16 protein-coding genes are annotated in these 22,566 nt (G+C 63.2%); 5 read left to right on the top strand and 11 right to left on the bottom strand.

Annotated features, from left to right (window positions below):
- Positions 1-47: 47 nt before the first annotated feature.
- Positions 48-2,678 (top strand): caspase family protein, encoded by a 2,631-nt coding sequence (locus ACWTU9_RS02725; protein WP_455856972.1) that lies wholly within the window; start codon positions 48-50, stop codon positions 2,676-2,678.
- Positions 2,679-2,823: 145 nt separating this feature from the next.
- Positions 2,824-5,295 (top strand): DNA topoisomerase (ATP-hydrolyzing) subunit B, encoded by a 2,472-nt coding sequence (gene gyrB / locus ACWTU9_RS02720; protein WP_455856971.1) that lies wholly within the window; start codon positions 2,824-2,826, stop codon positions 5,293-5,295.
- 47 nt (positions 5,296-5,342) lie between these two features.
- Here gyrB and ACWTU9_RS02715 read toward each other — a convergent pair whose 3' ends face one another.
- The gene (locus ACWTU9_RS02715) at positions 5,343-6,773 is read right to left on the bottom strand and encodes a hypothetical protein (protein WP_455856970.1); all 1,431 of its coding nucleotides are present in this window, start codon (positions 6,771-6,773) and stop codon (positions 5,343-5,345) included.
- A 339-nt stretch (positions 6,774-7,112) separates the two neighbouring features.
- On the opposite strand from ACWTU9_RS02715, the gene ACWTU9_RS02710 reads away from it, so the two are divergent.
- A complete protein-coding gene (locus ACWTU9_RS02710; protein WP_455856969.1) occupies positions 7,113-8,030 on the top strand; it encodes a hypothetical protein in 918 nt (305 codons plus the stop codon).
- A 66-nt stretch (positions 8,031-8,096) separates the two neighbouring features.
- Here the strand turns inward: ACWTU9_RS02710 and ACWTU9_RS02705 are convergent, their stop codons facing one another.
- The 4 genes from ACWTU9_RS02705 to ACWTU9_RS02690 all read right to left on the bottom strand — a co-directional run bounded on the left by ACWTU9_RS02705 (position 8,097) and on the right by ACWTU9_RS02690 (position 11,482).
- Positions 8,097-9,494: an NAD(P)(+) transhydrogenase (Re/Si-specific) subunit beta gene (locus tag ACWTU9_RS02705; protein ID WP_455856968.1), complete on the bottom strand. Its 1,398-nt coding sequence runs from the start codon at positions 9,492-9,494 to the stop codon at positions 8,097-8,099.
- Between the two features lie 6 nt (positions 9,495-9,500).
- Positions 9,501-9,926: a proton-translocating transhydrogenase family protein gene (locus ACWTU9_RS02700; RefSeq protein WP_455856967.1), complete on the bottom strand. Its 426-nt coding sequence runs from the start codon at positions 9,924-9,926 to the stop codon at positions 9,501-9,503.
- A complete protein-coding gene (locus ACWTU9_RS02695; protein ID WP_455856966.1) occupies positions 9,926-11,176 on the bottom strand; it encodes a Re/Si-specific NAD(P)(+) transhydrogenase subunit alpha in 1,251 nt (416 codons plus the stop codon). Before ACWTU9_RS02695 ends, ACWTU9_RS02700 begins: the two co-directional genes overlap by 1 nt.
- 81 nt (positions 11,177-11,257) lie before the next feature.
- On the bottom strand, positions 11,258-11,482 hold the full coding sequence (locus tag ACWTU9_RS02690) for an aa3-type cytochrome c oxidase subunit IV (RefSeq protein ID WP_454587482.1): 225 nt from the start codon (positions 11,480-11,482) through the stop codon (positions 11,258-11,260).
- 284 nt (positions 11,483-11,766) lie between these two features.
- Between ACWTU9_RS02690 and ACWTU9_RS02685 the strand changes: the two genes are divergently transcribed.
- Entirely contained in the window at positions 11,767-12,582 is an 816-nt protein-coding gene (locus ACWTU9_RS02685) for an alpha/beta fold hydrolase (RefSeq protein ID WP_455856965.1), read from the top strand.
- Positions 12,583-12,591: 9 nt separating this feature from the next.
- On the opposite strand, the gene ACWTU9_RS02680 is transcribed toward ACWTU9_RS02685, so the two are convergent.
- From ACWTU9_RS02680 to ACWTU9_RS02655, 6 genes are all read right to left on the bottom strand, one after another.
- The gene (locus ACWTU9_RS02680) at positions 12,592-12,741 is read right to left on the bottom strand and encodes a DUF3096 domain-containing protein (RefSeq protein WP_127866594.1); all 150 of its coding nucleotides are present in this window, start codon (positions 12,739-12,741) and stop codon (positions 12,592-12,594) included.
- A 140-nt stretch (positions 12,742-12,881) separates the two neighbouring features.
- Positions 12,882-13,646, bottom strand: coding sequence for an N-acyl amino acid synthase FeeM domain-containing protein (locus ACWTU9_RS02675; RefSeq protein WP_454587484.1), 765 nt, complete (start codon positions 13,644-13,646; stop codon positions 12,882-12,884).
- A 390-nt stretch (positions 13,647-14,036) separates the two neighbouring features.
- The gene (locus ACWTU9_RS02670; protein ID WP_455856964.1) at positions 14,037-16,352 is read right to left on the bottom strand and encodes a putative bifunctional diguanylate cyclase/phosphodiesterase; all 2,316 of its coding nucleotides are present in this window, start codon (positions 16,350-16,352) and stop codon (positions 14,037-14,039) included.
- Positions 16,353-16,493: 141 nt separating this feature from the next.
- Positions 16,494-19,964: an indolepyruvate ferredoxin oxidoreductase family protein gene (locus ACWTU9_RS02665; protein WP_455856963.1), complete on the bottom strand. Its 3,471-nt coding sequence runs from the start codon at positions 19,962-19,964 to the stop codon at positions 16,494-16,496.
- A 220-nt stretch (positions 19,965-20,184) separates the two neighbouring features.
- The gene (locus tag ACWTU9_RS02660) at positions 20,185-20,715 is read right to left on the bottom strand and encodes a hypothetical protein (RefSeq protein ID WP_455856962.1); all 531 of its coding nucleotides are present in this window, start codon (positions 20,713-20,715) and stop codon (positions 20,185-20,187) included.
- Positions 20,708-21,319: a CGNR zinc finger domain-containing protein gene (locus ACWTU9_RS02655; protein ID WP_455856961.1), complete on the bottom strand. Its 612-nt coding sequence runs from the start codon at positions 21,317-21,319 to the stop codon at positions 20,708-20,710. The genes ACWTU9_RS02660 and ACWTU9_RS02655 overlap by 8 nt, the downstream gene beginning before the upstream one ends.
- A 144-nt stretch (positions 21,320-21,463) precedes the next feature.
- Here ACWTU9_RS02655 and ACWTU9_RS02650 point away from each other — a divergent pair, with 144 nt between their 5' ends.
- Positions 21,464-22,369, top strand: a complete 906-nt coding sequence (locus tag ACWTU9_RS02650; RefSeq protein ID WP_455856960.1) for a branched-chain amino acid ABC transporter permease — start codon at positions 21,464-21,466, stop codon at positions 22,367-22,369.
- Positions 22,370-22,566: the final 197 nt, after the last annotated feature.

Raw genomic sequence — 22,566 nt, 5'->3', positions numbered from 1 at the left:
TAAAGAGATGAAATGGTCGGCAGGTGACTGAGCCGGGGCGGTTCGACTTGCGGTTTTTGTTTGCCTTGCTGCTGATGCTTGCGACCACCGCCACCGCGGTGGCGGAGCGGCGCGTGGCGCTGGTCATTGCCGATGACGACTACCGGCTGGTGCGGAGGCTCTCCAATCCGGTCAATGACGGCGAGGCAATGGAAGCGGCGCTGAAGAAGCTCGGCTTCGAGGTTGTTCTCGAAACCAATCGGGACCTGCGGCGCATGCGCCGCGCGCTTGACGATTTTCGTGAGGACGCCAAGGGCGCCGATGTGGCGCTGGTGTATTTTTCCGGCCACGGCGTCGAAATCTCCGGCGACAACCGGCTTCTGCCGGTCGACGCCGATGCCTCCTCGCTCGACCAGCTGGAGAAGACCAGCCTGCCGCTGGAAGAGGTGCGCGATGCCGTGGCCGCCACGGCAAAGGTCGGGCTGATCGTGCTCGACGCCTGCCGCAGCGATCCGTTCGCGGGCGGCAGCGGCGAAGGACGCGGCGCGACGTCGCTGATCAAGGATATGGTGGACAAGATCAAGCCGGGCCTCGGACGCGTCGGCAAGGCGGAAAACATCCTGTTCGCCTTTTCGGCGGCGCCCGGCGAGACGGCTGCGGACGGCACCGACGCGAATTCGCCTTTCACCGCGGCGCTGGCCAAATATCTCGACACGGACGGGCTCGAAATCCGCTCGGTGCTGACGCTGGTGCAGCAGGAGGTCTACGACCTCAGCCGCGGCAAGCAATTGCCCTATGTCGAGAGCGGGCTGCCGAAGCTGTTCTTCGCCTCGGCGGCCAAGGAACAACTGCCAGAGCGCGAACGGCTGCTGCTCGCCATGGCCGACGTCACGCCGGAAATGCGCGGCGCGGTCGAACGGATCGCCAGCGACGCCGACATGCCGCTGGCGCCGCTCTATGGCGCGCTGATCAGTTCCGACACCAGCCACCTCTCCGGCGAAAGCCTGGACGCCAAGCTGCGCGAGGCCGCCGACGCCTTCGTCAAAGTGCGTGGCGAGATGACGACGCTGGCCGCCGACGACCCGAAGGTGACCGAACTGCGCCGCCAAGCCGAGGACCAGTTGTCACTCGGCGCCTTCGACGGCGCACGCGTGATCCTCGCCAAGGCCGCCGACGTCGACAATGTCTCGCGCCAGGCATTGAAGGCCAATTTTGCCAGCCGGACACTATCCGAGGCCGCGACGCGATTTCTGTCAGGCGGTGCGGCTCGCGCCAGCCTCGACTATGCCACCGCCATCAAGGACTATGAAACGGTGCTGTCGCTCTACGGCGAGGCAGGGCAGACCTCGCTCAGCCTGGAGCAGGCCGACCGGCAGAGCCGCACAATGGAGGAACTCGGCATCCTCTACACGACGGTCGGCAATGTCGAAGCAGCTGGCCGCGCCTTTACGGCACTGCTGGCCAATCTCGAGCAGCGGTCGCGTCAGGAAACCGACCCCAGCGTCAAGCGCGATCTCGCCATCAGCCATATCAAGCTCGCCAACATAAAGATGGCGCAAGGCGACCTGCCGGCCTCCCTGCAAAACTATGAGGCGGCCAGGGGCATGCTGCAGGATCTGACCGCAGGGGTTCCGGACAAAACCCCCTGGCTCGGCGATCTGGCCATGGCGAACGACAAGATCGGCAACGTACTGGCGACGCAAGGCGACGTGGGTGCGGCAGCCCAAGCCTATCAGCAAAGCCTGGCCATCAAGCAGCAATTGGCCGATGCGGAGCCGAACAACGTCTATCTGCTGCGCGACCTGACCATTACCTATGACGAAATCGGCGATCTTGCCCGCACCGCCGGCCAGCTGGACGGCGCACAGACGGCATTCGAAGAGAGCCTGAGAATTCGGCTGGCGCTGGCGCAGAACAACCCCGATGACCCAAGGCACCAGCAAGCTGTCTCCGTGAGTTACACCAGGATCGGCGACGTTCTGCGCGAGCGTGGCGACGCGGCCGGTGCGCTCGACGCCTACAACAAGAGCCAGGGGATAGCCGAAGCGCTTGTGCGACGCGACTCAAACGACACCGATCTGAAGCGCGACCTATCGGTCGGTTACGCCAAGATCGGCAAAGCTTACAGCGACCAGAAGGACTGGCCGCCCGCGCTGGAGTCCTTCCAGCAGGCGCTGGCCACGGCGCGCGACCTTGCCGCCATCGATCCCGGCAACACGGACTGGCAGCGCGACCTGTCGGTCTGTCTCGAACAGGTCGCCGAGGTGCTTAGAGAGCAGGGCGATGCCGGCGGTGCTCTGCAAAACTATCAGGACAGTCTTGCCATAGCCGACCGGCTGGCCAGGCTCGATCCTGCCAATTCGAACTGGCAACGCGATAAGTCGATCACCCTGCAGAAGATCGGTTATCTGGAAACTGACCGACGTCACTTTGAGGGTTCCAAGGCTGCCTTCGAAGCCAGCCTCGCCATTGCCCAGAAACTGGCCCAGTCCGATCCGAACAATGCGATCTGGCAAATCGATCTGGCGCGCGCCTACGTCGCCTATGCCTATGTGGCGAGGGATCCGAAGGCGGCGCTGACCAAGGCGCTCAAGCTGACGCTGGAGCTTGACCGCACTGGCCGGCTGGCGCCCGGGGACAGATTCATGATCAAATATTTGCGCAACCTTCTGGCTCATTCCAACGCTCGAAAAAAATAGCCGGCTGCGGGCCTGAGATTCGGCCCTGAAATCCCTGCAAACCTTGGAAAACAGGCCATTTGCGCCTATATCTAGGCCATCAAAGCGGCGTGATTCGAAGCCATTATTTCGCGCTGGACATGCGGCATTAATCAGACAGGTTTTCATGAGCGATCAAAGCGACAACGCCAACGGCGCTGAGGCCGAATACGGCGCCGATTCCATCAAGGTTTTGAAGGGGTTGGACGCTGTCCGCAAACGGCCCGGCATGTATATCGGCGATACCGACGACGGCTCGGGCCTGCATCACATGGTCTATGAGGTGGTCGACAACGCCATCGACGAGGCGCTGGCCGGCCATGCCGACCTGGTGACGGTGACGCTCAATCCCGACGGTTCGGTCACCGTTATAGACAATGGCCGCGGTATTCCGACCGATATCCACACCGGCGAAGGCATTTCGGCGGCCGAAGTGATCATGACGCAGCTACATGCCGGCGGCAAGTTCGACCAGAATTCCTACAAGGTATCAGGCGGCCTGCATGGCGTCGGCGTCTCGGTGGTCAACGCGCTGTCGGCCTGGCTGAAGCTGAAGATCCGCCGCAACGGCCAGATTTTCGAAATGAGCTTCACGCACGGCAATTCCGATGCGCCGCTGAAGGCCACCGGCAGCTACGAGCAGGACAAGCAGCCCGGCACCTATGAAGGGCGCAGCGGCTCCGAGATCACCTTCTTTCCGTCGTCCGAGACCTTCACCATGGTCGAGTTCGATTTCGGCACGCTGGAGCACCGGCTGCGCGAGCTTGCCTTCCTGAATTCTGGCGTGCGCATCATCTTGACCGATGCCCGCCATGCTGACGTCGTGCGCCACGAGTTGCACTATGATGGCGGCCTGGAAGAGTTCGTCAAATATCTCGACCGGGTCAAGAAACCGCTGATCGACAAGCCGATTGCCATCAAGGCCGAGCGCGACGGCATCACCGTCGAAGTGGCGATGTGGTGGAACGACAGCTACCACGAGAACGTGCTGGCCTTCACCAACAACATACCGCAGCGCGACGGCGGCACCCATCTGGCCGGCTTCCGCGGCGCGCTGACGCGCCAGATCACCGGCTATGGCGAGTCGTCGGGCCTGACCAAGAAGGAAAAGGTGGCGCTGATCGGCGACGATTGCCGCGAAGGCCTGACGGCGGTGCTGTCGGTCAAGGTTCCCGACCCGAAGTTCTCCTCGCAGACCAAGGACAAGCTGGTCTCGTCGGAAGTCCGTCCGGTGGTCGAAGGCCTGGTCAACGAGGCGCTCGGCACGTGGCTGGAGGAACACCCGACCGAAGGCAAGGTGGTCATCGACAAGGTGATCCAGGCGGCCGCGGCGCGCGAGGCCGCACGCAAGGCGCGCGATATCACCCGCAAAAGCTCGCTCGGCGTCACCTCGCTGCCCGGCAAGCTCGCCGACTGCCAGGAACGCGACCCGGCAAAATCCGAAATCTTCATCGTTGAGGGTGACTCGGCTGGCGGTTCGGCCAAGGGCGGCCGCTCGCGCCAGAACCAGGCGATCCTGCCGTTGCGCGGCAAGATCCTCAATGTCGAGCGCGCGCGCTTCGACCGCATGCTCGGCTCCGAGATGATCGGCACGCTGATCACCGCACTCGGCACCTCGATCGGCAAGGACGAGTTCAATGCCGACAAATTGCGCTACCACAAGATCATCCTGATGACCGACGCCGACGTCGACGGCGCCCATATCAGGACCCTGCTGCTGACCTTCTTCTTTCGGCAGATGCCGGAGCTGATCGAGCGCGGCCATCTCTACATCGCCCAGCCGCCGCTCTACAAAGTGACGCGCGGCAAGAGCTCGCAATACATCAAGGACGAAAGCGCCTTCGAGGAGTTCCTGATCGGCTCGGGGCTGGAAGAGGCGTCGCTGACGCTTGCCTCAGGCGAGGCGAGGGCCGGACAGGATCTGCGCGGCTCCATCGACGACGCGCTGGCGGTGCGCCAGCTGATCAACGGACTGCACACGCGCTACAACAGGGGCGTGGTCGAACAGGCGGCGATTGCCGGCGCGCTCAATGCCGACATTTTGAACGACCTCGGTCGCGCCAACGCCATGGCCGAACGCGTCGCCCAGCGCCTCGACATCATTGCCGAGGACACCGAACGCGGCTGGACCGGCCGCCTGTCGACCTCCAATGAAGGCGTCGGCGGCTATGTGTTCGAGCGCACGGTGCGCAGCGTCAAGGAATTCGCGCAGCTCGACGCCGGGCTGATCAATTCAGCCGACGCGCGCCAGCTGGACCGCTATGCGCCGCGCCTCACCGAGGTCTATGGTGAGCCGCCGGTGCTGCGCCGCAAGGATGTCTCCGAAACCATTTCGGGGCCGCTGGCGCTGCTCAACGCGGTGTTTGCGACCGGGCGCAAGGGGCTGACCATGCAGCGCTACAAGGGCCTTGGCGAGATGAACGCCGAGCAGCTCTGGGAAACCACGCTCGACCCGAATGTGCGCTCGCTGCTGCAGGTCAAGGTCAATGATGCGACCGATGCGGATTCGCTGTTTTCGCGGCTGATGGGCGACGAGGTCGAGCCGCGGCGCGAATTCATCCAAGACAACGCGCTGTCGGTCGCCAATCTGGATATTTGAGGGCAGGCGCCTTTCCGTCGCTTCGTCATCCTCAGAGCGACTCCGCCTCAGCTCGGCTCCAGCTTCCGGCCGAGATCGACAGCATCGCGCAGCACCTGCAGATGCGAGCGCGGCGCCGTGCCCGCTGCAACCTCGTCGCCGGTTGCCGTCAATGACCAATAAAGCGTGTGGGTGAAGACGCGGCCGAGCGAACCCTTGAGCTCGACCTGGATGTTCTCCACGCCGGGGCCGAAATTTTCCGTCATCGGTCCCGAAATAGGGTCGCCTGTCGCCCAGCCATTGCCGCGATCGAAGACGTTAGTCCAGCGCGTCGCCGCAAACACCGCGCCATGATGCACCGCGCGCTGCGCCTTGCCTGCGGGGCTGTGTCCTTCCTGGTATAGCACGCTGCCGCCGGCCTTCCCGCCATCGGCAATCGGCGGGCAGGCCGAAAACAGCCGCTCGGCAAGGCCGCGCCTGAACTCGGCGAGATTGTAGGTCACCAGGAATTCGCTGTGGGAAAGCGGACTGCCAAGGGTGACGAAGTCGCTGATCTTCCATGGCAGCGGATGGTCGTCATCCTTGGTGCGGAGTTGCTGGTAGAGCGCCCACTGGGCCCGCCGAAAGCCGGCGAGATCCTCAAGGCTCGCAGGCCACGCCGAGCCGTCGGAACCGAGCGTCGCCTTGTCCACGGCCTCGACCGCTTCCAGCTTCGCCCTGTCGCGAACAGCTTCCAGTTTTCGTGGCCGGAACTCGGCCCACAAGATCTGCAGCAGGTCATACGCGATGATCGACCCCAGGCTGTGCGAGACCAGCACGATGCGGTCATAACTCTTGTCCATCATCAGTCGCCTGAGCAGCGTCAGGCCACGGTTGCGGATCAGCGCCCGCTTCTCGACCGTTGCCGCCTCGGCGCGCACATAGGCGGCGACATCGCCGAAATAGGGCAGGCCGAACTGGTCCACCGCCCAGATGACAAAAGAGGCGAGAGCGGTGACCACAAGGCTGGTGGTCAAGGAGGCCGACAGCGCCAGCATCAGCGCTGCGCCGAGAATGAGGATGACGATGAAAAGCGTCACAAGATAAAGCTTGCGGGCGTCGGGCGGGATGTCGGCGGGCTTGCGCCACAAAAGGTTGGTCACCCAGGCAGCGAGCCGGCCACGTGTCGTACCTTGGGTGATGTCGGCCCAATAGAGTTCATAGAAATCGGTGCGACGGTGGCCGATATCGTAAGGCGTGGTAATGCGGCGCAGTTCGTGCGAATTGGTCCGCCGGTCGGGTGTGATCCAGCTCTGGTTTATCCTGGCGCCAGGTTCGGCCGGATCGGCTATCTGGGCGTGGGGCTCGGCACGGCTGAGATCAGTGCTCCAGACGGCCCTGACAAAACCCCGCAGCGTACCCATCGGCCGCTGCTCACCCATGCCATGCACGATCACAACCGCCTGGCTGAGCTTGCGCGGCGCTTTCTTGGAAACCGGCGATACGGCAGCTTTGGGCACCAACGTCTCCGTTGACGGCAAGCCCGTCGATACGGCTGGATTTCGCCATGCTAGCCCCGAACCCGCCTCTGGCCAACAGGCCGCTGGCCATTCGGACCGGCCGGGGCCAATCAACAGTTTTGGCAGCTTGGCTCGCCGAAGCGCCAAATAGTTCCATTCCCGGCAAACAAAATCATTTCAACGCCCGCCGGAACGGAAGTCGCTGAAAGACATTGTGAAACCATCGATCACGATTTTCTCAGGGAGGCTTTCATGGGACGCGGTATTTTGCTCTGGTTGCTCGGTATTCCGATCCCGATCATCATTCTCATCATGCTGTTCGTACGGTAGGAGGCGTCGATGCAGCCCACCGTATCGGCTATCGACCTATCCGCTTCAGAAGAGTCCTCCGCTACAGCCGTTAGCTGGGGGCCTATCATCGCCGGCGCTTTCGCGGCCTCGACGCTGACCTTCATCCTCATGCTGCTCGGCTCGGGGCTGGGGTTGACCATGGTATCGCCATGGTCTGGATCCGGCGCCTCGCTCACCACCTTCGCCGTGTCCGGTGCTATCTGGCTGGTCGTCGTGCAATGGCTGTCCTCCGGTGTCGGCGGCTATCTTGCCGGACGCCTGCGGACCAAATGGGTAGGCATCCACACCGACGAGGTCTATTTCCGCGATACCGCGCACGGCTTCCTCGCCTGGGCGCTGGCGACATTGCTGGTCGTAGGCGTGCTCGGTTCGGCGCTGTCTGCTGTGATCGGGTCAGGTGTGCAGGCGGCTTCGACTGTGGCGTCGGGCGCCGCCATGGGCGCATCGGCTGGAGCGTCCGCAAATGCCGGCAGCGCATCGGCCGACAATGCGACGTCCTATCTCGTGGATTCGCTGTTCCGGCCCGCCGATGCCACCAAGCTCGCGGCGGCCAATCCGGACAGCGACGCCGCAGCGGCCGGACAGGCCTCGCGCATTCTCATCGCCAGTGCCGCGGCAGGCGAGATCTCGGCTGACGACAAGACCTATCTGTCGCAGCTGGTCGCCGCGCGCACCGGTCTCTCCGAGGCCGACGCCAAGGCGCGTGTCGACGCGCTGGTCGCCAAGGTCGAGGACGCCAAGGTCAAGGCGAAGCAGGCCGCCGACACCGCCAGAAAAGGCAGCGCCACCTTCGCCCTGCTCGGCGCCTTGTCGCTTGTCATCGGCGCCTTCATCGCCAGTGCCGCCGCGGCGCTCGGAGGCAGGCAGCGCGACGACGAGGAAGCGGTTTTCCTGACCAACCGCTGAGTCGCCTATTCAACATAAAAAGCCCGGCGCGAAGCCGGGCTTTTCTGCAATCTTCGGCTGGCCGGATCAGTGATCCATGGCCTTGACGATTTCCTCGGTCATCTTCTTGGCGTCGCCGAGCAGCATCATGGTGCCATCCTTGTAGAACAGCGTGTTGTCGATGCCGGCATAGCCCGAGCCGAGCGAGCGCTTGACGAACAGGCAGGTGCGCGCCTTGTCGACGTCGAGGATCGGCATGCCGTAGATCGGCGATGACTTGTCGTCGCGAGCGGACGGGTTGGTGACGTCGTTGGCGCCGATGACATAGGCGACATCGGCCTGCGCGAACTCGGAATTGATGTCTTCCAGCTCGAACACCTCGTCATAGGGCACGTTGGCTTCGGCCAGCAGCACGTTCATGTGGCCGGGCATGCGGCCGGCGACCGGATGGATGGCGTATTTCACATCGACGCCATTGGCCTTCAGCTTGTCGGCCATTTCGCGCAGCGCGTGCTGTGCCTGGGCGACCGCCATGCCGTAGCCTGGCACGATGATCACCTTCTGCGCGTTCATCATCAGGTAGGCGGCGTCGTCGGCCGAGCCCTGCTTGACCGTGCGCTCGACGCCGTCATCGGCGGTTGCGGCGGTCTCGCCGCCGAAGCCACCGAGGATGACCGAGATGAAGCTTCGGTTCATGCCCCTGCACATGATGTAGGACAGGATGGCGCCGGACGAGCCGACCAGCGCGCCGGTGATGATCAGCGCCAGATTGCCGAGCGTGAAGCCGAGGGCCGCGGCCGCCCAGCCGGAATAGGAATTCAGCATCGACACGACGACCGGCATGTCGGCGCCGCCGATCGGGATGATCAGCAGCACGCCGAGCACCAGTGACGCGGCGACGATCAACCAGAACACCAGCTTGGCTTCGGTGGTGACCAGAAGCACGATCAGCACGATCAGCGCGATGCCGAGCAGGGCATTGATGATGTGGCGGCCGCCGATCATGATCGGTTTGCCCGACATGCGGCCGTCGAGTTTCAGGAAGGCGATGACCGACCCCGTGAAGGTGATGGCGCCGATGGCGACGCCGAGGCTCATCTCGATCAGCGCCTGGGCGTGGATGTCGCCATTGGTGCCGATGCCGAAGCTTTCCGGCGCGTAGATCGCAGCAGCCGCCACCATGACGGCGGCGAGGCCGACCAGAGAGTGGAAAGCGGCGACCAACTGCGGCATCGAGGTCATGGCGATGCGGCGCGCGGTGACCGCACCGACGCCGCCGCCAATGGCGAGGCCGAGCACGATCAGGCCGAATCCACCGGCCGAAGGGACGGCGAGCGCAAGCGTGGTGGCAATGGCTATGCCCATACCGATCATGCCGTAGAGATTGCCCTGGCGGCTGGTGGTCGGATGCGACAGGCCGCGCAGCGCCAGGATGAACAGGATGCCGGAGACCAGATAGAGGAAGGAAGCGAAGTTGGCGTTCATGGCGCTCTACTTGTCCTTCTTCTTGTACATGGCCAGCATGCGCTGGGTGACCAAGAAGCCGCCGAAGATGTTGACCGAGACCAGCATCAGCGCGACGAAGCCGAAGCCTGTGGCAATGCCGGAGGCCGAGATGCCGACGGCCAGCAGCGCGCCGACGACGATGACCGAGGAGATGGCGTTGGTGACCGCCATCAGCGGCGTGTGAAGGGCGGGTGTCACCGACCAGACGACGTAATAACCGACGAAGATCGCCAGAATGAAAATGGCGAAGCGGAAGACGAAAGGATCGATGGCGCCGCCCGACAGTGCATGCGCGGCATCACCCGCCGCTTCGGCACCACCGGGCGCATTGGCGAGGTTCTGCACCGCCAGCCGAACGGCGGCACTTGCCTGGTCGAGCTGGTCGAGGGCTTTCTGCAAGGTCTGATCCATCACGCGATCCCCTTCGGCTTGGCGGCGGATTTTTTCGGCGCGGCCTTCTTCGGCGCAGCGTCGGCGACCATGGTCTTGGCCGGGATCGCCGCCGGTTCGACACGGGGCTGTTCCGCTGCCTTGGCGAAGGCCGGATGCACAATCTTACCGCCATCGGTCAGCATCGTTGCCTTGACCAATTCGTCATCGCGCTTGATGGCAAGCGTCTTGGTGGCCTTGTCGACCAGCGTCTCGAGGAAAGCGAACAGGTTCCTGGCGTAGAGCAGCGAGGCCGATGCGGCAACGCGGCCGGGCACGTTGAGATGGCCGACGATTTTTACGCCGTTGGCCGTGGTCACCACCTGACCTGGAATCGCGCCTTCGACATTGCCGCCGCGCTCGACGGCGAGGTCGACGATCACCGAGCCCGGCTTCATCGAGGCGACCATCGCCGCCGACACCAGCTTCGGCGCCGGACGGCCGGGAATCAGCGCCGTGGTGATGACGATGTCCTGCTTGGCGATGTGCTCAGCGGTGAGCGCCGCCTGCTTGGCCTGATATTCCTTCGACATTTCCTTGGCGTAGCCGCCGGCAGTCTCGGCCGCCTTGAACTCCTCGTCCTCGACGGCGAGGAACTTCGCGCCGAGCGAGGCGACCTGTTCCTTGGCAGCGAGACGGACGTCGGTGGCGGTGACGACGGCGCCGAGGCGGCGCGCGGTGGCGATCGCCTGCAGGCCAGCAACGCCGACACCCATGATGAAGATCTTCGCCGCCGGCACCGTGCCTGCCGCCGTCATCATCATCGGCAGCGCCCGGTCATATTCCGATGCGCCGTCGATCACCGCCTGGTAGCCGGCAAGGTTCGCCTGGCTGGACAGCACGTCCATCGATTGCGCCCGGGTGATGCGCGGCATGAATTCCATCGAGAAGGCGGTGACGCCGGCCTTGGCCAAGGCCGCGATCGCGGCATCGTTGCCATAGGGATCCATGATGGCGATGACCGCCGCACCCGATTTGTAGCCTTTCAACTCGGCGTCGGTGGGACGGCGCACCTTCAGCACCACATCCGCCCGGCCCGCATCCGAGGCCTTGCCGATCACAGCACCGGTCTTGGCAAATTCCTCGTCGGGAATGCGCGACCTAGTGCCGGCCCCGGTCTCGACGATCACGTCGAAGCCCAGCGCCGCCAGCCGCTTCACCGTATCCGGCGAGGCGGCAACCCGCGGCTCGCTGGCGTCGAGCTCACGAGGGATGAAAACCGTCTGTCCCACCGCACGATCCTTTCGGCTGGAACCTGTTTGCGCAACATGGCAGCCGGAGTCCGGCGGCCTTCCGGCACAGGGTCTGAAAGTCTATCGGAGAATGAAGGCGCCGGCGGCCAGGATCAGCAAGAACAGGATGGTCGCCGAGAAGAAGCCGCCCGCAAAGAAGCCGAAAGCCATGGCCAACAGCAGGGCGCCGCAAAACAGCGAGCCGTATTTGGCCAGCGCCAGGAACCCGTGATAGGTGCGGTCGTGCTCCGCATAATCCATCTTCGCGCCCAGTTCGACAGGACCGGTCGGCGTGTGATCAGCCATAGGAATACCCCTTCGAAGACATCTTTGAGGCACATAGCGAAAAGCCGGGCCGAGGGCAATGGCGCTATTGCCGCACGACCAGTGACAACAGCCTCAAAGGAATGTTGAAAGCGCTGTCGTCGCGGGTGCGCCGCCGGCTGTTTCGGCCGGCGATGCAGGGAGCGGTCCGACGTTTGACGGTATCGTTCAACGCCCTAGCTTTTGTCCTGTGGCAGTTCCGACCGGAAAACCGGTAGGCTCCTCCTCGAATTGCCGTTGACCATCCGCCGGACAGATGAAGCGCCATGATCTCGCCGACACGGACATTTGACTGGTATGGCACTGGCATTGCCTGGGGTACAGCCGGTTCCGGCCCGCCGCTGGTGCTGGTGCACGGCACGCCGTTTTCCTCGCATGTCTGGCATAGGGTCGCGCCCGAGCTGGCGCGCGATTACACGCTCTATTTCTATGATTTTCCCGGCTACGGTCGCTCGGAAAAACGGGAAGGCCAGGACGTTTCGCTGGGCATCCAGAACAAGGCGCTGGCGGCGATGCTGGCCTTCTGGGAACTCGGGCGGCCGAAAGTCATTGCCCATGATTTCGGTGGCGCCACGAGCTTGCGCGCGCATCTGATCGACGGCTGCGACTATGAACGGCTGCTGCTGATCGACCCGGTTGCGGTGCGTCCCTGGGGCTCACCCTTTGTCCAGCATGTCCGGCAGCATGAGGCCGCTTTCGCTGGCATGCCGGACTACATCCACGCGGCGATCCTGAAAGCATACATTGCGGGCGCCGCACACAGGCCTTTATCCGACAGCGACCTGGGACCCTACATCGCGCCATGGACCGGGCCCGTGGGCCAGGCGGCTTTCTATCGGCAGATCGCCCAAATGGATCAGCGTTACACTGACGAAATCGAACCGCTTTTCCGTGCATTCCGCTGCCCGGTGTCGTTGTTGTGGGGGGAGGAAGACCGTTGGATATCGCCCCGCAGCGGCGAGGCGCTCTCAGCCAAGCTTCCGGATTGCGCCTTGACGCTGGTTCCAGGCTCGGGCCATCTCATGCAGGAAGATGCGCCGGAAGCGATCGTGGCCGCAGCCCTACGCTTCTTCGCCGGCTGACAGCTTCCTTCAGCTGGCGAGATGCGGGAACAGCCCGAGCAGCCCGACAACGATCAGATAAAGCGCGACGATGTAGTTGAGGAGCCGCGGCATCACCAGGATCAGCACACCGGCGATCAGGGAGATGAGCGGGGTAAGCGCGAGCGAGTGGATGGTCATGTCGGCATGCTTTCACGTGAACAATTCGGAGGAACCGCCTTTCAGGCAGGGGTACGCAGCACCACGGACGCGGCGCCGCCGCCACAAGCAATAACGACGAAGCCACCGGAAAGGTCCATGGCGCGAGAATGAATATCCGGTCAGGCGGCGTCCCGGTAGTATTTCGCTGTTGGCACAATGGACAAAGGTGTCAGCCGGTTGATCGCCGGATTGCCAAACATCAGCCTTTGCTCCGTCGCTGTCGATCTGAAGAACGGTAACCGGTCGAGTATCCGTTGAACATTCTCTTCATTGCCGGGAATTTCGAATAGTGCGAGCGGAGGGAGAACGCCCGGAAACACCTTGCCCGCGGTCCTCTGCGTGGCGCTGAAGAAGCGGGCATAAAAAGCTGAATGCTCCAACTTAATCGGGATAAACATCGCGGTCTGGCGAAAATAACAGTAGGCCGCCATGCAAATCCTGAGCGTCAGGAAAGGCAGCACTCCGGGCGCAGGCGCGCTGTCGGGATCTGTCGCGAAGCGGGTTCCGTCGATGAAGGTTTCCCCGCGGGCAAGCCGGGGAAGCAATATTTCGGGATAAGCGTCGGTCGAAGGCGAGTATGGCTGGTCACTGGAAATATAGTGGAGGCGCACTGTACTGACCAATTCGCCGTAGCAGTAGACACCGAACCGATAGGAATTGGGCAGATCGTCCCAGCGATCCTCGAACATGCCGCTGGCGATCGGGCCGCACATACCTGAGCGCAGATAGGACTTATAGCGGAGTCGGTAGATCGCCTCCAGATCTTCGCCCCCGGTAATGAGACGATATTCGACATGATCCAGTAATTGCATCATGGATCGGTTGAGTGCCGAGTCGATCCTCGCGCTGGCCTCAGCCGACGCAATCTTCCTTGCAGTATCCATTGCCAGTCCTCGAATTCCGCCTGGAAGTAGGCTATTCGAGTTGAAATGAGACACAAGCTGAAAATTCAACATTGCTTATTTACCGCTTGTTAACCTTAACGGCTGCGGTCGTTCACCGATTTTGGACACGAAAAAGCAAATGGCGCAGCCGGTGGTTGCCTGATCCGGCCTTGCGGCGGTCATCGAAACGATTCTGAAGTCAGATCTTGAAAGCGCCGGACTAGCGGGCTTGGACGACGCATGAGCGGTCGTCATTTCATCAAGTGAACAATTGCTCTCTGTTTTTAAATGCAATTCCAGGTGGAGAACCGCTTCACCCTTTTCCTGGAATTGCTTTTGCTCAGACGCGATTCCGGTCGGAAAACTGCATCATTTTTCCTGGAATTGCGTTTAGCTGGCTGTCCGTTTGCCGGCGAGATGCAGGTCAGCGGCAAACGGCCATGTGACGCTCGACATCGTCTCGATGCCCGATGCGCTGAGCGCGGCGCCGAACAGGAAGCCCTGCACGAAGTCCGGCTTGACCAAATGGACCAACGTCTTCAGCTGCTCGAAGGTCTCGACCCCTTCGATGGTGACCGAAAGGCCCAATGTCCGGGACAAGCCGACGATGCCCTTCAGAAGGTCGAGCGACTGCCGGTTCTGGTTCACATCGACCAGGAAAGAGCGGTCGATCTTGATCTTGTCGAGCGGCAGCTTGTGCAGATAGCTCAGGCTGGAGTAGCCGGTCCCGAAATCGTCGAGCGCGATGCGAACCCCAAGCTGCTTCATTTCCTCGATATACTGGCGTGTCAGCGACTTGTCGTCGAGCAGGGCGGTTTCGGTGACTTCGATCTCGAGGCGCCTGGCGGCGAGCCCCGAACTGGCAAGCGCGTCACGAACCTTCTGGACAACGTCGCGATTGCGGAAATCCTTGGCCGAAAGGTTGACCGACACGCTGGTCTGGGCCGGCCATTTGGCGCATTCGGCGCACGCGGCCTCCAGCACGAAAGTGCTTATGTCGGAAACGATACCCATCTCCTCGGCCAGGGGGATGAAGACACTGGGTGAGATAGGGCCGAGATCGGGGTGGTCCCAACGACAGAGCGCCTCGCAACTGGCGATGCGCATGGTGTTTACAGCCACGATCGGCTGATAGACGACGCGTAATTCCCTGGCCTGCACGGCGTTGCGCAGATCGGCCTTCATCAGCTGGCGATTGCGGAAGGCGGCATCCATGGCCGCCTCGAACAGCCTCCAGCTGTTCTTGCCGAGCTCCTTGGCCTTGTAGAGGGCAAGGTCGGCCTTGACGATCATGGCATCAACATCGGTGTCCTTGACCTTGGACAGCACCGCGCCGCCGCTGGCCTGGATGCGCAAGCCGTGGCCGGCGACGTCCACCTCACCCTGCAGGTCCGCGAATATATGGTCGAGGAGGGTGCTGAGATGGCTCTCGTCCTCGACGCGGTCGAAGAAGATCATGAACTCGTCACCGCCGAAGCGGCTGACCGTGATGCCCGGTCCGGCAACCGCCGCGAGACGCTCGGCCACTGCGTAGATCAACCCGTCGCCGACAGGATGGCCGAGGGTGTCGTTGACGCTCTTGAAGTCATCGAGATCGAGCACCGCCAGACCGCAGAGCCGCTCCTGCTCGCCGGAGGCCATGGCTTCATGGACAAGTTCGTGGAAATAGGCGCGGTTCGGCAGGCCGGTGAGGCTGTCAAAGCGCGCCATGAAGCGGATCTTTTCTTCAGCCTCGACGCGGGCGGTGACGTCCTCGAAGGTGATGACGCCGAGGTCCTGATTGCCTTCGCGCGCCGAGAACTCGTAGTACTGGCCGTTGGCGAGCGAAACCAGTACCTTGCGGTCGCGGCCTTCGCGCAGGGCGCGCGTCAGTTGCGCCTCGATGTAGCGGCAGTCCTTCGGGGCCAGCATCCCGCCGGCAACGCCGCGCATCAAGAGGCCGTGGATCGACCGCCCCAGCAGCGTGCCCGGCGATTTCAATGACATCAAAAGTGCTGCCTCGGCGTTGGCGACGACCACCTTCCCGTTCGAGTCGAGCATGACAAGGCCATGCGACATCGTATTTAGCGCCCGATCGAACCTTTGTGCCAACTCCTTCGCCTGCCCGTGACCGATGACCGCCGAGAACAGAACGTTGCGGACATGGTCGGCGCTGCTGATGGTGACGATTGTCGTCGGAATGATCATCAGCCCGAGGATGAAGTCGGGGACGTCCATGCGCAGGAAGAGCGCAAGTGCTGCTGGCCCAATGAGGGTCACGGAAAAAATCTGCACCATGCGCCTGGACCCGTAGCTTCGGCCGACAACGGTGAGCAGGGTGGTCAATGCCAACGACACAGACGCCAGTTCGGCGAAGTCATCGGGCCGCAGGTAGATCGACACGAAACACAACGACCCCAACGCGAGGCCCTGCGCACTGCCTTTGAGAATGTAACCGCGTTCCCACGCCTCTGCCTTTTCGACCGTGGGTATAGGGCTGCCGCTCCTGCGGAAGCTGCGGATGCTGAAGTAACGCCAAAGGCTGATCGACAACAGAAGGAAGGCGAAGCCAAGATACAGCGGATCGTGCGTCCGCACGTAGACCGTCAATCCGAGGATCCAGTAGCATACGCCGCCGACCACCAGCATGTAGGCGTTGTCGGACAACGCCCGCACAAACTGGATATAAACATCCGCCGGGATGTCTTCGGTCTTTGCTCTGTCCATACCGTTGGCCCAACGCTAAGCCTCGTCATGCCACACCCGCCTTAAGAAAGGCTTAGAACAGCGGCTTTGGCCCGTTTGCCGAGGGCGGGCAAATGCAGTACAGATTGGGAAATCAAGCTTCAGGTAAACAAGGCGTGTCAATCACTCTGCGGCCTGAAGTTCGGGCCGCGCCGGGGTGTTGGCCAGCCGCTCGACAAGCCTTTTGCGCTCGCCATCGGCCTTTTCGGCGCTGGCCTGCCTGACATGGCCGTAGCCGCGAATGAGCGCCGGCACCGAGGCCAGCGCCACAGCGGCCTCGATCCTGCCCGGCGCAAGTGCCGCCGCGATAAGCTCCAGATCTGCCTCATAGCGGGCCAGAAGCTGCCGCTCCATGCGCCGCTCGGCGCTGTAGCCGAACACGTCGAAAGCCGTGCCGCGCAAGCCTTTCAGCGCCGCCAGCAGGCGAAAACCCTTCATCATCCACGGGCCGAAGTTCGATTTCCTCGGCTTACCGTCATTGCCGCGCCTGCCCATGATCGGTGGCGCCAGATGAAATTCGAGTTTTTCGTAGCTCTGGAACTGCTTTGACAGTTCCGTGGCGAAGGATCCGTCGGTGTAGAGCCGCGCCACCTCATACTCGTCCTTGATCGCCATCAGCTTGAACAGGTTTTTGGCCGCCGCTTCGGTCACCGCCGTCGAACCGGGCACGGCCTTTGCTTCAGCGGCACGCAAAACGGCCAGTTTTTCAGCGTAGCGCTTCCCGTAGGCGGCGTTCTGATAGGCGGTGAGGAAAGCGATGCGGCGGTCGATCATATCGTCCAGAGTCTCGGCGATCGGCGCGGTCTTGTCCGGCTGGGCGATGAGTCCGCGCACGAAATCCGGCTGATGCGCGGCGCGGCGGCCCCAGCGGAATGCGGCGATGTTCATCGCCACCGCCTCGCCGTTCAATTCGATTGCCTTTTCAACGGCTTGCGCCGACAGCGGCAGGCCGCCATGCTGGAAGGCAAAGCCGAGCATGAACATGTTGGCGCCGAGCGAATTGCCGAACAATTGCGTGGCGGTGCGCGTGGCGTCGAAGAAATGCGCCTTGTCGTCGCCCGCGGCGGCGCGGATCGCCTTCTTCAGCCGCTCGATCGGCAGCGAGAAATCCGCCGAGCGGGCGAATTCGCCCGGCATGATCTCGGCGGTGTTGGCAAGGAAGATGGTATGGCCTTCGCGCACCGCGCCAAGCACCTTCTTGGCGCCGGACACGACGAGGTCGCAGCCCAGCACCAGGTCGGCTTTGCCGGCCGAAACGCGGATGGCATGGATATCGTCCGGGGTGCGGGCGATGCGGACATGGGTGAACACCGAACCGCCCTTCTGGGCGAGGCCGGCCATGTCGATCATGCCGCAGCCCTTGTCCTCGAGATGGGCGGCCATGCCGAGCACCGCGCCGATGGTGACGACGCCGGTGCCGCCGACGCCGTCGATGATCGCCGCCCAACCCTCGCTGCCGAGCGGGAATTCGGCCGGGACCGGTACGCCGTCGAGCGGATCGGTCCGCCCGGCAATGCCTTCGGCCTTACGGATCTTGGCGCCGTGGACGGTGACGAAGGACGGGCAGAAGCCGTTGACGCAGGAGAAATCCTTGTTGCAGCTCGACTGGTCTATTCTGCGCTTGCGGCCGAACTCGGTTTCGACCGGCTGGATCGAGACGCAGTTCGACTGCACGCCGCAATCGCCGCAGCCCTCGCAGACCAGTTCGTTGATGAACACCCGCTTGTCCGGATCCGGAAAGGTGCCGCGCTTGCGGCGGCGGCGTTTTTCGGCCGCGCAGGTCTGGTCGTAAAGCAGCACCGAAACGCCCTTGACGTCGCGCAGTTGGCGCTGGACGAGATCGAGGTCGTCGCGATGATGGATGGTGGCATTGGCCGGGAATTCGGCCTTGCCTGCATATTTGTCCGGCTCGTCGGTGACGATGGCGATGCGGTCTACCCCTTCCGCACGCACCTGCCTGGCGATCATGTCGACCGTCAGGCCGCCCTCATGCGGCTGGCCGCCGGTCATGGCGACAGCGTCGTTGTAGAGGATCTTGTAGGTGATGTTGGCGTCGGTCGACAGCGCGAAGCGGATCGCCAGCGTACCGGAGTGGTTGTAGGTGCCGTCGCCGAGATTCTGGAAAATGTGGTCGCGCTTGGAGAACGGCGCCTGGCCGACCCATTGCGCACCTTCGCCGCCCATGGCGGTGAAGCCGACCGTGTTGCGGTCCATCCACAGGGCCATGAAGTGGCAGCCGATGCCTGCGGCGGCGATCGAGCCGTCGGGCACCTTGGTCGAGGAATTGTGCGGGCAGCCGGAACAGAAGAATGGCGTGCGCGAACCGATATCGCTGGTATCGGCGAGCATGGCCTGGAACTGGCGCAGCTTCGCCACCTTCGCGGCGATCTCTTCCGACGGGCCGATGGTGCGAAGGATCCGCTCGCCCAGCGCAATGGCGATCTCGTTGGGGTCGAGCGCGCCCTTGGCCGGAAACAGCCAGTCGCCGCGCTCGTCCTTCTTGCCGACGATGGCGGGCTGGGTGGCCGTGCCGTAGAGGTTTTCGCGCAGCTGCACCTCGATCAGCGACCGCTTCTCCTCGACGACGACGATGGTGTCGAGGCCACGGGCGAATTCGGAGATGTGCTGCAGGTCGAGCGGCCAAGGACAGCCGACCTTGAACAGGCGGATGCCGATCCGATTGGCGGCCGCCTCGTCGACGCCGATGTCTTCCAGTGCCTGTCGGACGTCGAGATAGCTCTTGCCCAGCGTGATGATGCCGAGCTTCGGGCTGCGGCCGCCGGAATAGACGATGCGGTTCAGTCCGTTGGCGTGGATGAAGGCGGACGCGGCGGCACGCTTGTGCTCATGCAGCCGTTCCTCCTGGCCGAGCATGTCGATCTCATGGCGGATGTTGAGGCCGCCGGGCGGCATGTCGAACTCCGGCACGACGATGTTCAGCCGTTCGAGCCCGGCATCGACGGAGGCCGTCGATTCGATGTTGTCCTTGACGCATTTGATCGCCGCCCAGGTGCCGGCAAAACGCGACATGGCAAAGCCGTAGAGCCCGTAGTCGATGATCTCCTGGACACCGGCCGGGTTGAGGATCGGCACCATGGTGTCGACGAAAAGGAATTCGGTGGCGTGCGCGTTGGTCGAGGATTCGGCCATGTGGTCGTCGCCCATCAAAGCGAGCACACCGCCATGTCTAGACGAACCGGCGAGGTTGGCGTGGCGAAAGACGTCGCCTGAACGGTCGACGCCCGGCCCCTTGCCGTACCAGACCGAAAACACCCCGTCATGCGTGCCTTCGCCCAGCAATTCCGCCTGCTGCGAGCCCCAGCAGGCGGTGGCGGCAAGCTCTTCGTTGAGGCCGGGCTGGAAGACGATATCGGCCTGCGCCAGCTGCTTTTTCGCCCGCCACAGCTGCATGTCGAGGCCGCCGAGCGGGGAGCCGCGGTAGCCGGAAACGAAGCCGGCCGTGTTGAGGCCGGCGCGGCGGTCGCGCTCGCGCTGCATCAACAGCATGCGGATAACCGCCTGCGCGCCGGACAGGAAGATGCGCTCCTTACCAAGATCGAACTTGTCGTCGAGCGCGACGTCGTGCAGCGTCATCAGGCATTTCCTCTGCGGAGGCTGCGAGGGGGGCATGCAGCCAACGTAGGAGTGAGATGGCGCAGTCTTTCTCCGCTTGCAAGGCAGGTCAAACGAAATCGAAAGTGCCAGGCAAAGCGCAACGAACGGTCTGCCGTCATCACGGCTCCCGCACGAAACCTATCCGCGGCGGTTGTCCGGCGACCGAAAATTTCTACTCAGTCGCGTCGGGCAAAACGCGTCAGCCTTTCGAGCAATCCGGCTTGGGCTCACCGGGCAGCTTGCCGTCGGGGTGGCCGGCAAGGTCGGGATTGGCAGTATAGAGCTGGTCGACCACCAGCGGACGATCGGGCAGGATCGACTGATCCTCTGTCGAGATCAACGTGGTGTCGATCTTCTGCAGGAACGTGCCGTCAGGACCCCTGATGCTGATGGAAATCGCATAGGGCTTGTCCTTGACGATGCAGGTCAGCGCCGGGCTTTCCAGGCTGACCTTGTCGAGCTTCGGCCAGACCTTCTGCTCGACCACCAGGGGAGGACCGCCGGCCGGATTCTGGAAGCTCGCGACCGCAACCTGGCCTTCGCCCATCGGCTGCAGGGGCCGCAGCGTCACGACATAGGTCGCCCGGGCGAGACGGTAGTTGAAGACGACGACCTTGCCGGAAACCTCGAACAGCTTGCCATCGCCGCCTGTGTCACGGCAGGCGCCGAGCGCAACGGCGGCAGTGAGTGCTGCGCCGACAAGGATCGAACGAAAAACACCCCTACGCATTGTTGACCTCATGGGCCGTCGTGCGGCGGCGGCGATAGTGGCGGCTTGCTTTCTGGCGGTTGCCGCACACCGCCATGTCGCACCAGAGGCGGCTGGAATTGCGGCTCCTGTCGACGAACAGCCAGCTGCAATTGGGACAGATCCTGAGCCTGGAAACCGTGTCGTCGCGCAGCAGCGACAAGGCTGAAACCGCCAGCGCCGCCTCAAAGGCGATCGGCGTCGCCGGATCGCCGAACGGCTTGCCCGGGGCGCCGATCTCGGCCGGGCTCTGATCGAGGCCCTTGGCGCAGGCTTTTAGAAAAGGGGCGAGGTCGCCGGCGGCAAGCGCACCTTTCGACACGGCGCCGCGAAACAGCCGGTCGGTCGTCTCGCGGATCGACAGTACCACTGGCGCGATCATGTCCGGCGCGGCAGCCGCCAGCCGCCTGCCGCCAAGCTCGGCGCCGCGAAAGCCGCTGGCGGCCTCGGCAAAGCGCGCAATCTCGGCCGGATCGGCAAAGCGGTCGAAGGTTTTTTCGGGATCGTTGCGCAACACCACGGTGTTGGCCGTGTCGAGCGCAAGCACGCCGCCGGTGAAGCGATGCGGGGTCCAGGATACCGTCATATCGGAAATCTAACCGATAAATCGCGTTTGACAAGTTAGATTCTACGATGCAAACCTTGGCGAGGCTCCGCGGAATTTTGCTGGAGCACGTCGTTGCCCCAAAACCGCTTCGCACTTTTGGGCGACACGCTCTGAAGGCTATCGATGCTCTATTTCTTCCAGCAGGTGCTGAACGGGCTGCATTCGGGCGCGCTCTATGCGCTGCTCGCCTTTGGCTACGTGCTGACCAACGGCATCCTGCACCGGACCAACCTCGCCTATGGCGCGCTGTTCGCCTTTTGCGGCCAGACGATGATCCTGACCGTGGCCTTCGGCTATCAGGCATTGTGGCTGACATTGCTGGCGGCGGTCGTGCTCGGCGTCGTCACGGCCTTCCTCTATGCCACGCTGATCAGCCACGTGCTGTCGCGCAACGTCTTCGAACCGCTGGCCGACCGCACGCCCAACGCGATCGTGGTGACGACGCTCGGCATCCTGCTGGTGCTGTCGGAAGCAAGCCGCATTGCCGCCGACACGCATGACTGGTGGCTGCCGCCGATGCTGGCGCAACCCATCGTTTTCGCTCAGGATGCGAGCTTCAAGGCGACGCTGACGCTGATCCAGCTCATCGACTGCGCGATTGTTCTGGCGGCAATCGTCGTCGCGGCATGGGCGTTTGCCCGCTCTGGCTTCGGTCGCCGCTGGCGCGCCGTCTCCGACGATCCCCACACGGCAGCCTTGTGCGGTGTCGATGTGCGCAGGGTGTTCCGGCATGCGGTGCTGTTTGGCGGTTTCTGCGCCGCGCTGGCCGGTGTCATGGCTGCCCTCTACTACGGCAATGTCAGCTTCGGCTCCGGCCTCGTCTACGGACTGAAGATCCTGTTCGTGACGGCAGTGGGGGGCTATCTCTCGCCGCCGCGGGCGGCGCTGGGTGCGGCCGCCTTCGGCATGGCGGAGTCGTTATGGGCCGGCTATTTCCCGATCGAATGGCGCGATGGCTGGATGTATCTGTTCCTCGTCGCAGCACTTGTGCTGATCGGTCCCGGCCGCGACCAGCAGAAGATCGCCTGATCGCCGCATTGGGTGTCAGACTTTGGTTGCATGACGCAGCAGCCGGTCGGCACTTTATCCCCTGCCTCCCGTCACAACGGCGTTGATCGCGCCTGTGCCATGTTGACCAGCCGAACCACGCGCGGCATACCGTTGGGCCACAGCGGCGCGACGGAAAACAAGGGGAGCCGGCGCGCCTTCGACACCAGGGAGGAATG

It is taken from the genome of Mesorhizobium sp. 128a (genome assembly GCF_053848025.1).
This window is presented reverse-complemented; position numbering and strand designations above follow the sequence as displayed.

Excerpts from the sequence above, each read along its gene's own strand:
- gyrB (WP_455856971.1), top strand. The coding sequence starts at position 2,824 with ATGAGCGATCAAAGCGACAACGCCAACGGCGCTGAGGCCGAATACGGC.
- ACWTU9_RS02690 (WP_454587482.1), bottom strand. The coding sequence starts at position 11,482 with ATGGCTGATCACACGCCGACCGGTCCTGTCGAACTGGGCGCGAAGATG.
- ACWTU9_RS02665 (WP_455856963.1), bottom strand. The coding sequence starts at position 19,964 with ATGACGCTGCACGACGTCGCGCTCGACGACAAGTTCGATCTTGGTAAG.
- ACWTU9_RS02660 (WP_455856962.1), bottom strand. The coding sequence starts at position 20,715 with ATGCGTAGGGGTGTTTTTCGTTCGATCCTTGTCGGCGCAGCACTCACT.
- ACWTU9_RS02650 (WP_455856960.1), top strand. The coding sequence starts at position 21,464 with ATGCTCTATTTCTTCCAGCAGGTGCTGAACGGGCTGCATTCGGGCGCG.
- ACWTU9_RS02675 (WP_454587484.1), bottom strand. The coding sequence starts at position 13,646 with ATGGATACTGCAAGGAAGATTGCGTCGGCTGAGGCCAGCGCGAGGATC.
- ACWTU9_RS02705 (WP_455856968.1), bottom strand. The coding sequence starts at position 9,494 with ATGAACGCCAACTTCGCTTCCTTCCTCTATCTGGTCTCCGGCATCCTG.
- ACWTU9_RS02685 (WP_455856965.1), top strand. The coding sequence starts at position 11,767 with ATGATCTCGCCGACACGGACATTTGACTGGTATGGCACTGGCATTGCC.
- ACWTU9_RS02680 (WP_127866594.1), bottom strand. The coding sequence starts at position 12,741 with ATGACCATCCACTCGCTCGCGCTTACCCCGCTCATCTCCCTGATCGCC.
- ACWTU9_RS02655 (WP_455856961.1), bottom strand. The coding sequence starts at position 21,319 with ATGACGGTATCCTGGACCCCGCATCGCTTCACCGGCGGCGTGCTTGCG.
- ACWTU9_RS02710 (WP_455856969.1), top strand. The coding sequence starts at position 7,113 with ATGCAGCCCACCGTATCGGCTATCGACCTATCCGCTTCAGAAGAGTCC.
- ACWTU9_RS02670 (WP_455856964.1), bottom strand. The coding sequence starts at position 16,352 with ATGGACAGAGCAAAGACCGAAGACATCCCGGCGGATGTTTATATCCAG.
- ACWTU9_RS02700 (WP_455856967.1), bottom strand. The coding sequence starts at position 9,926 with ATGGATCAGACCTTGCAGAAAGCCCTCGACCAGCTCGACCAGGCAAGT.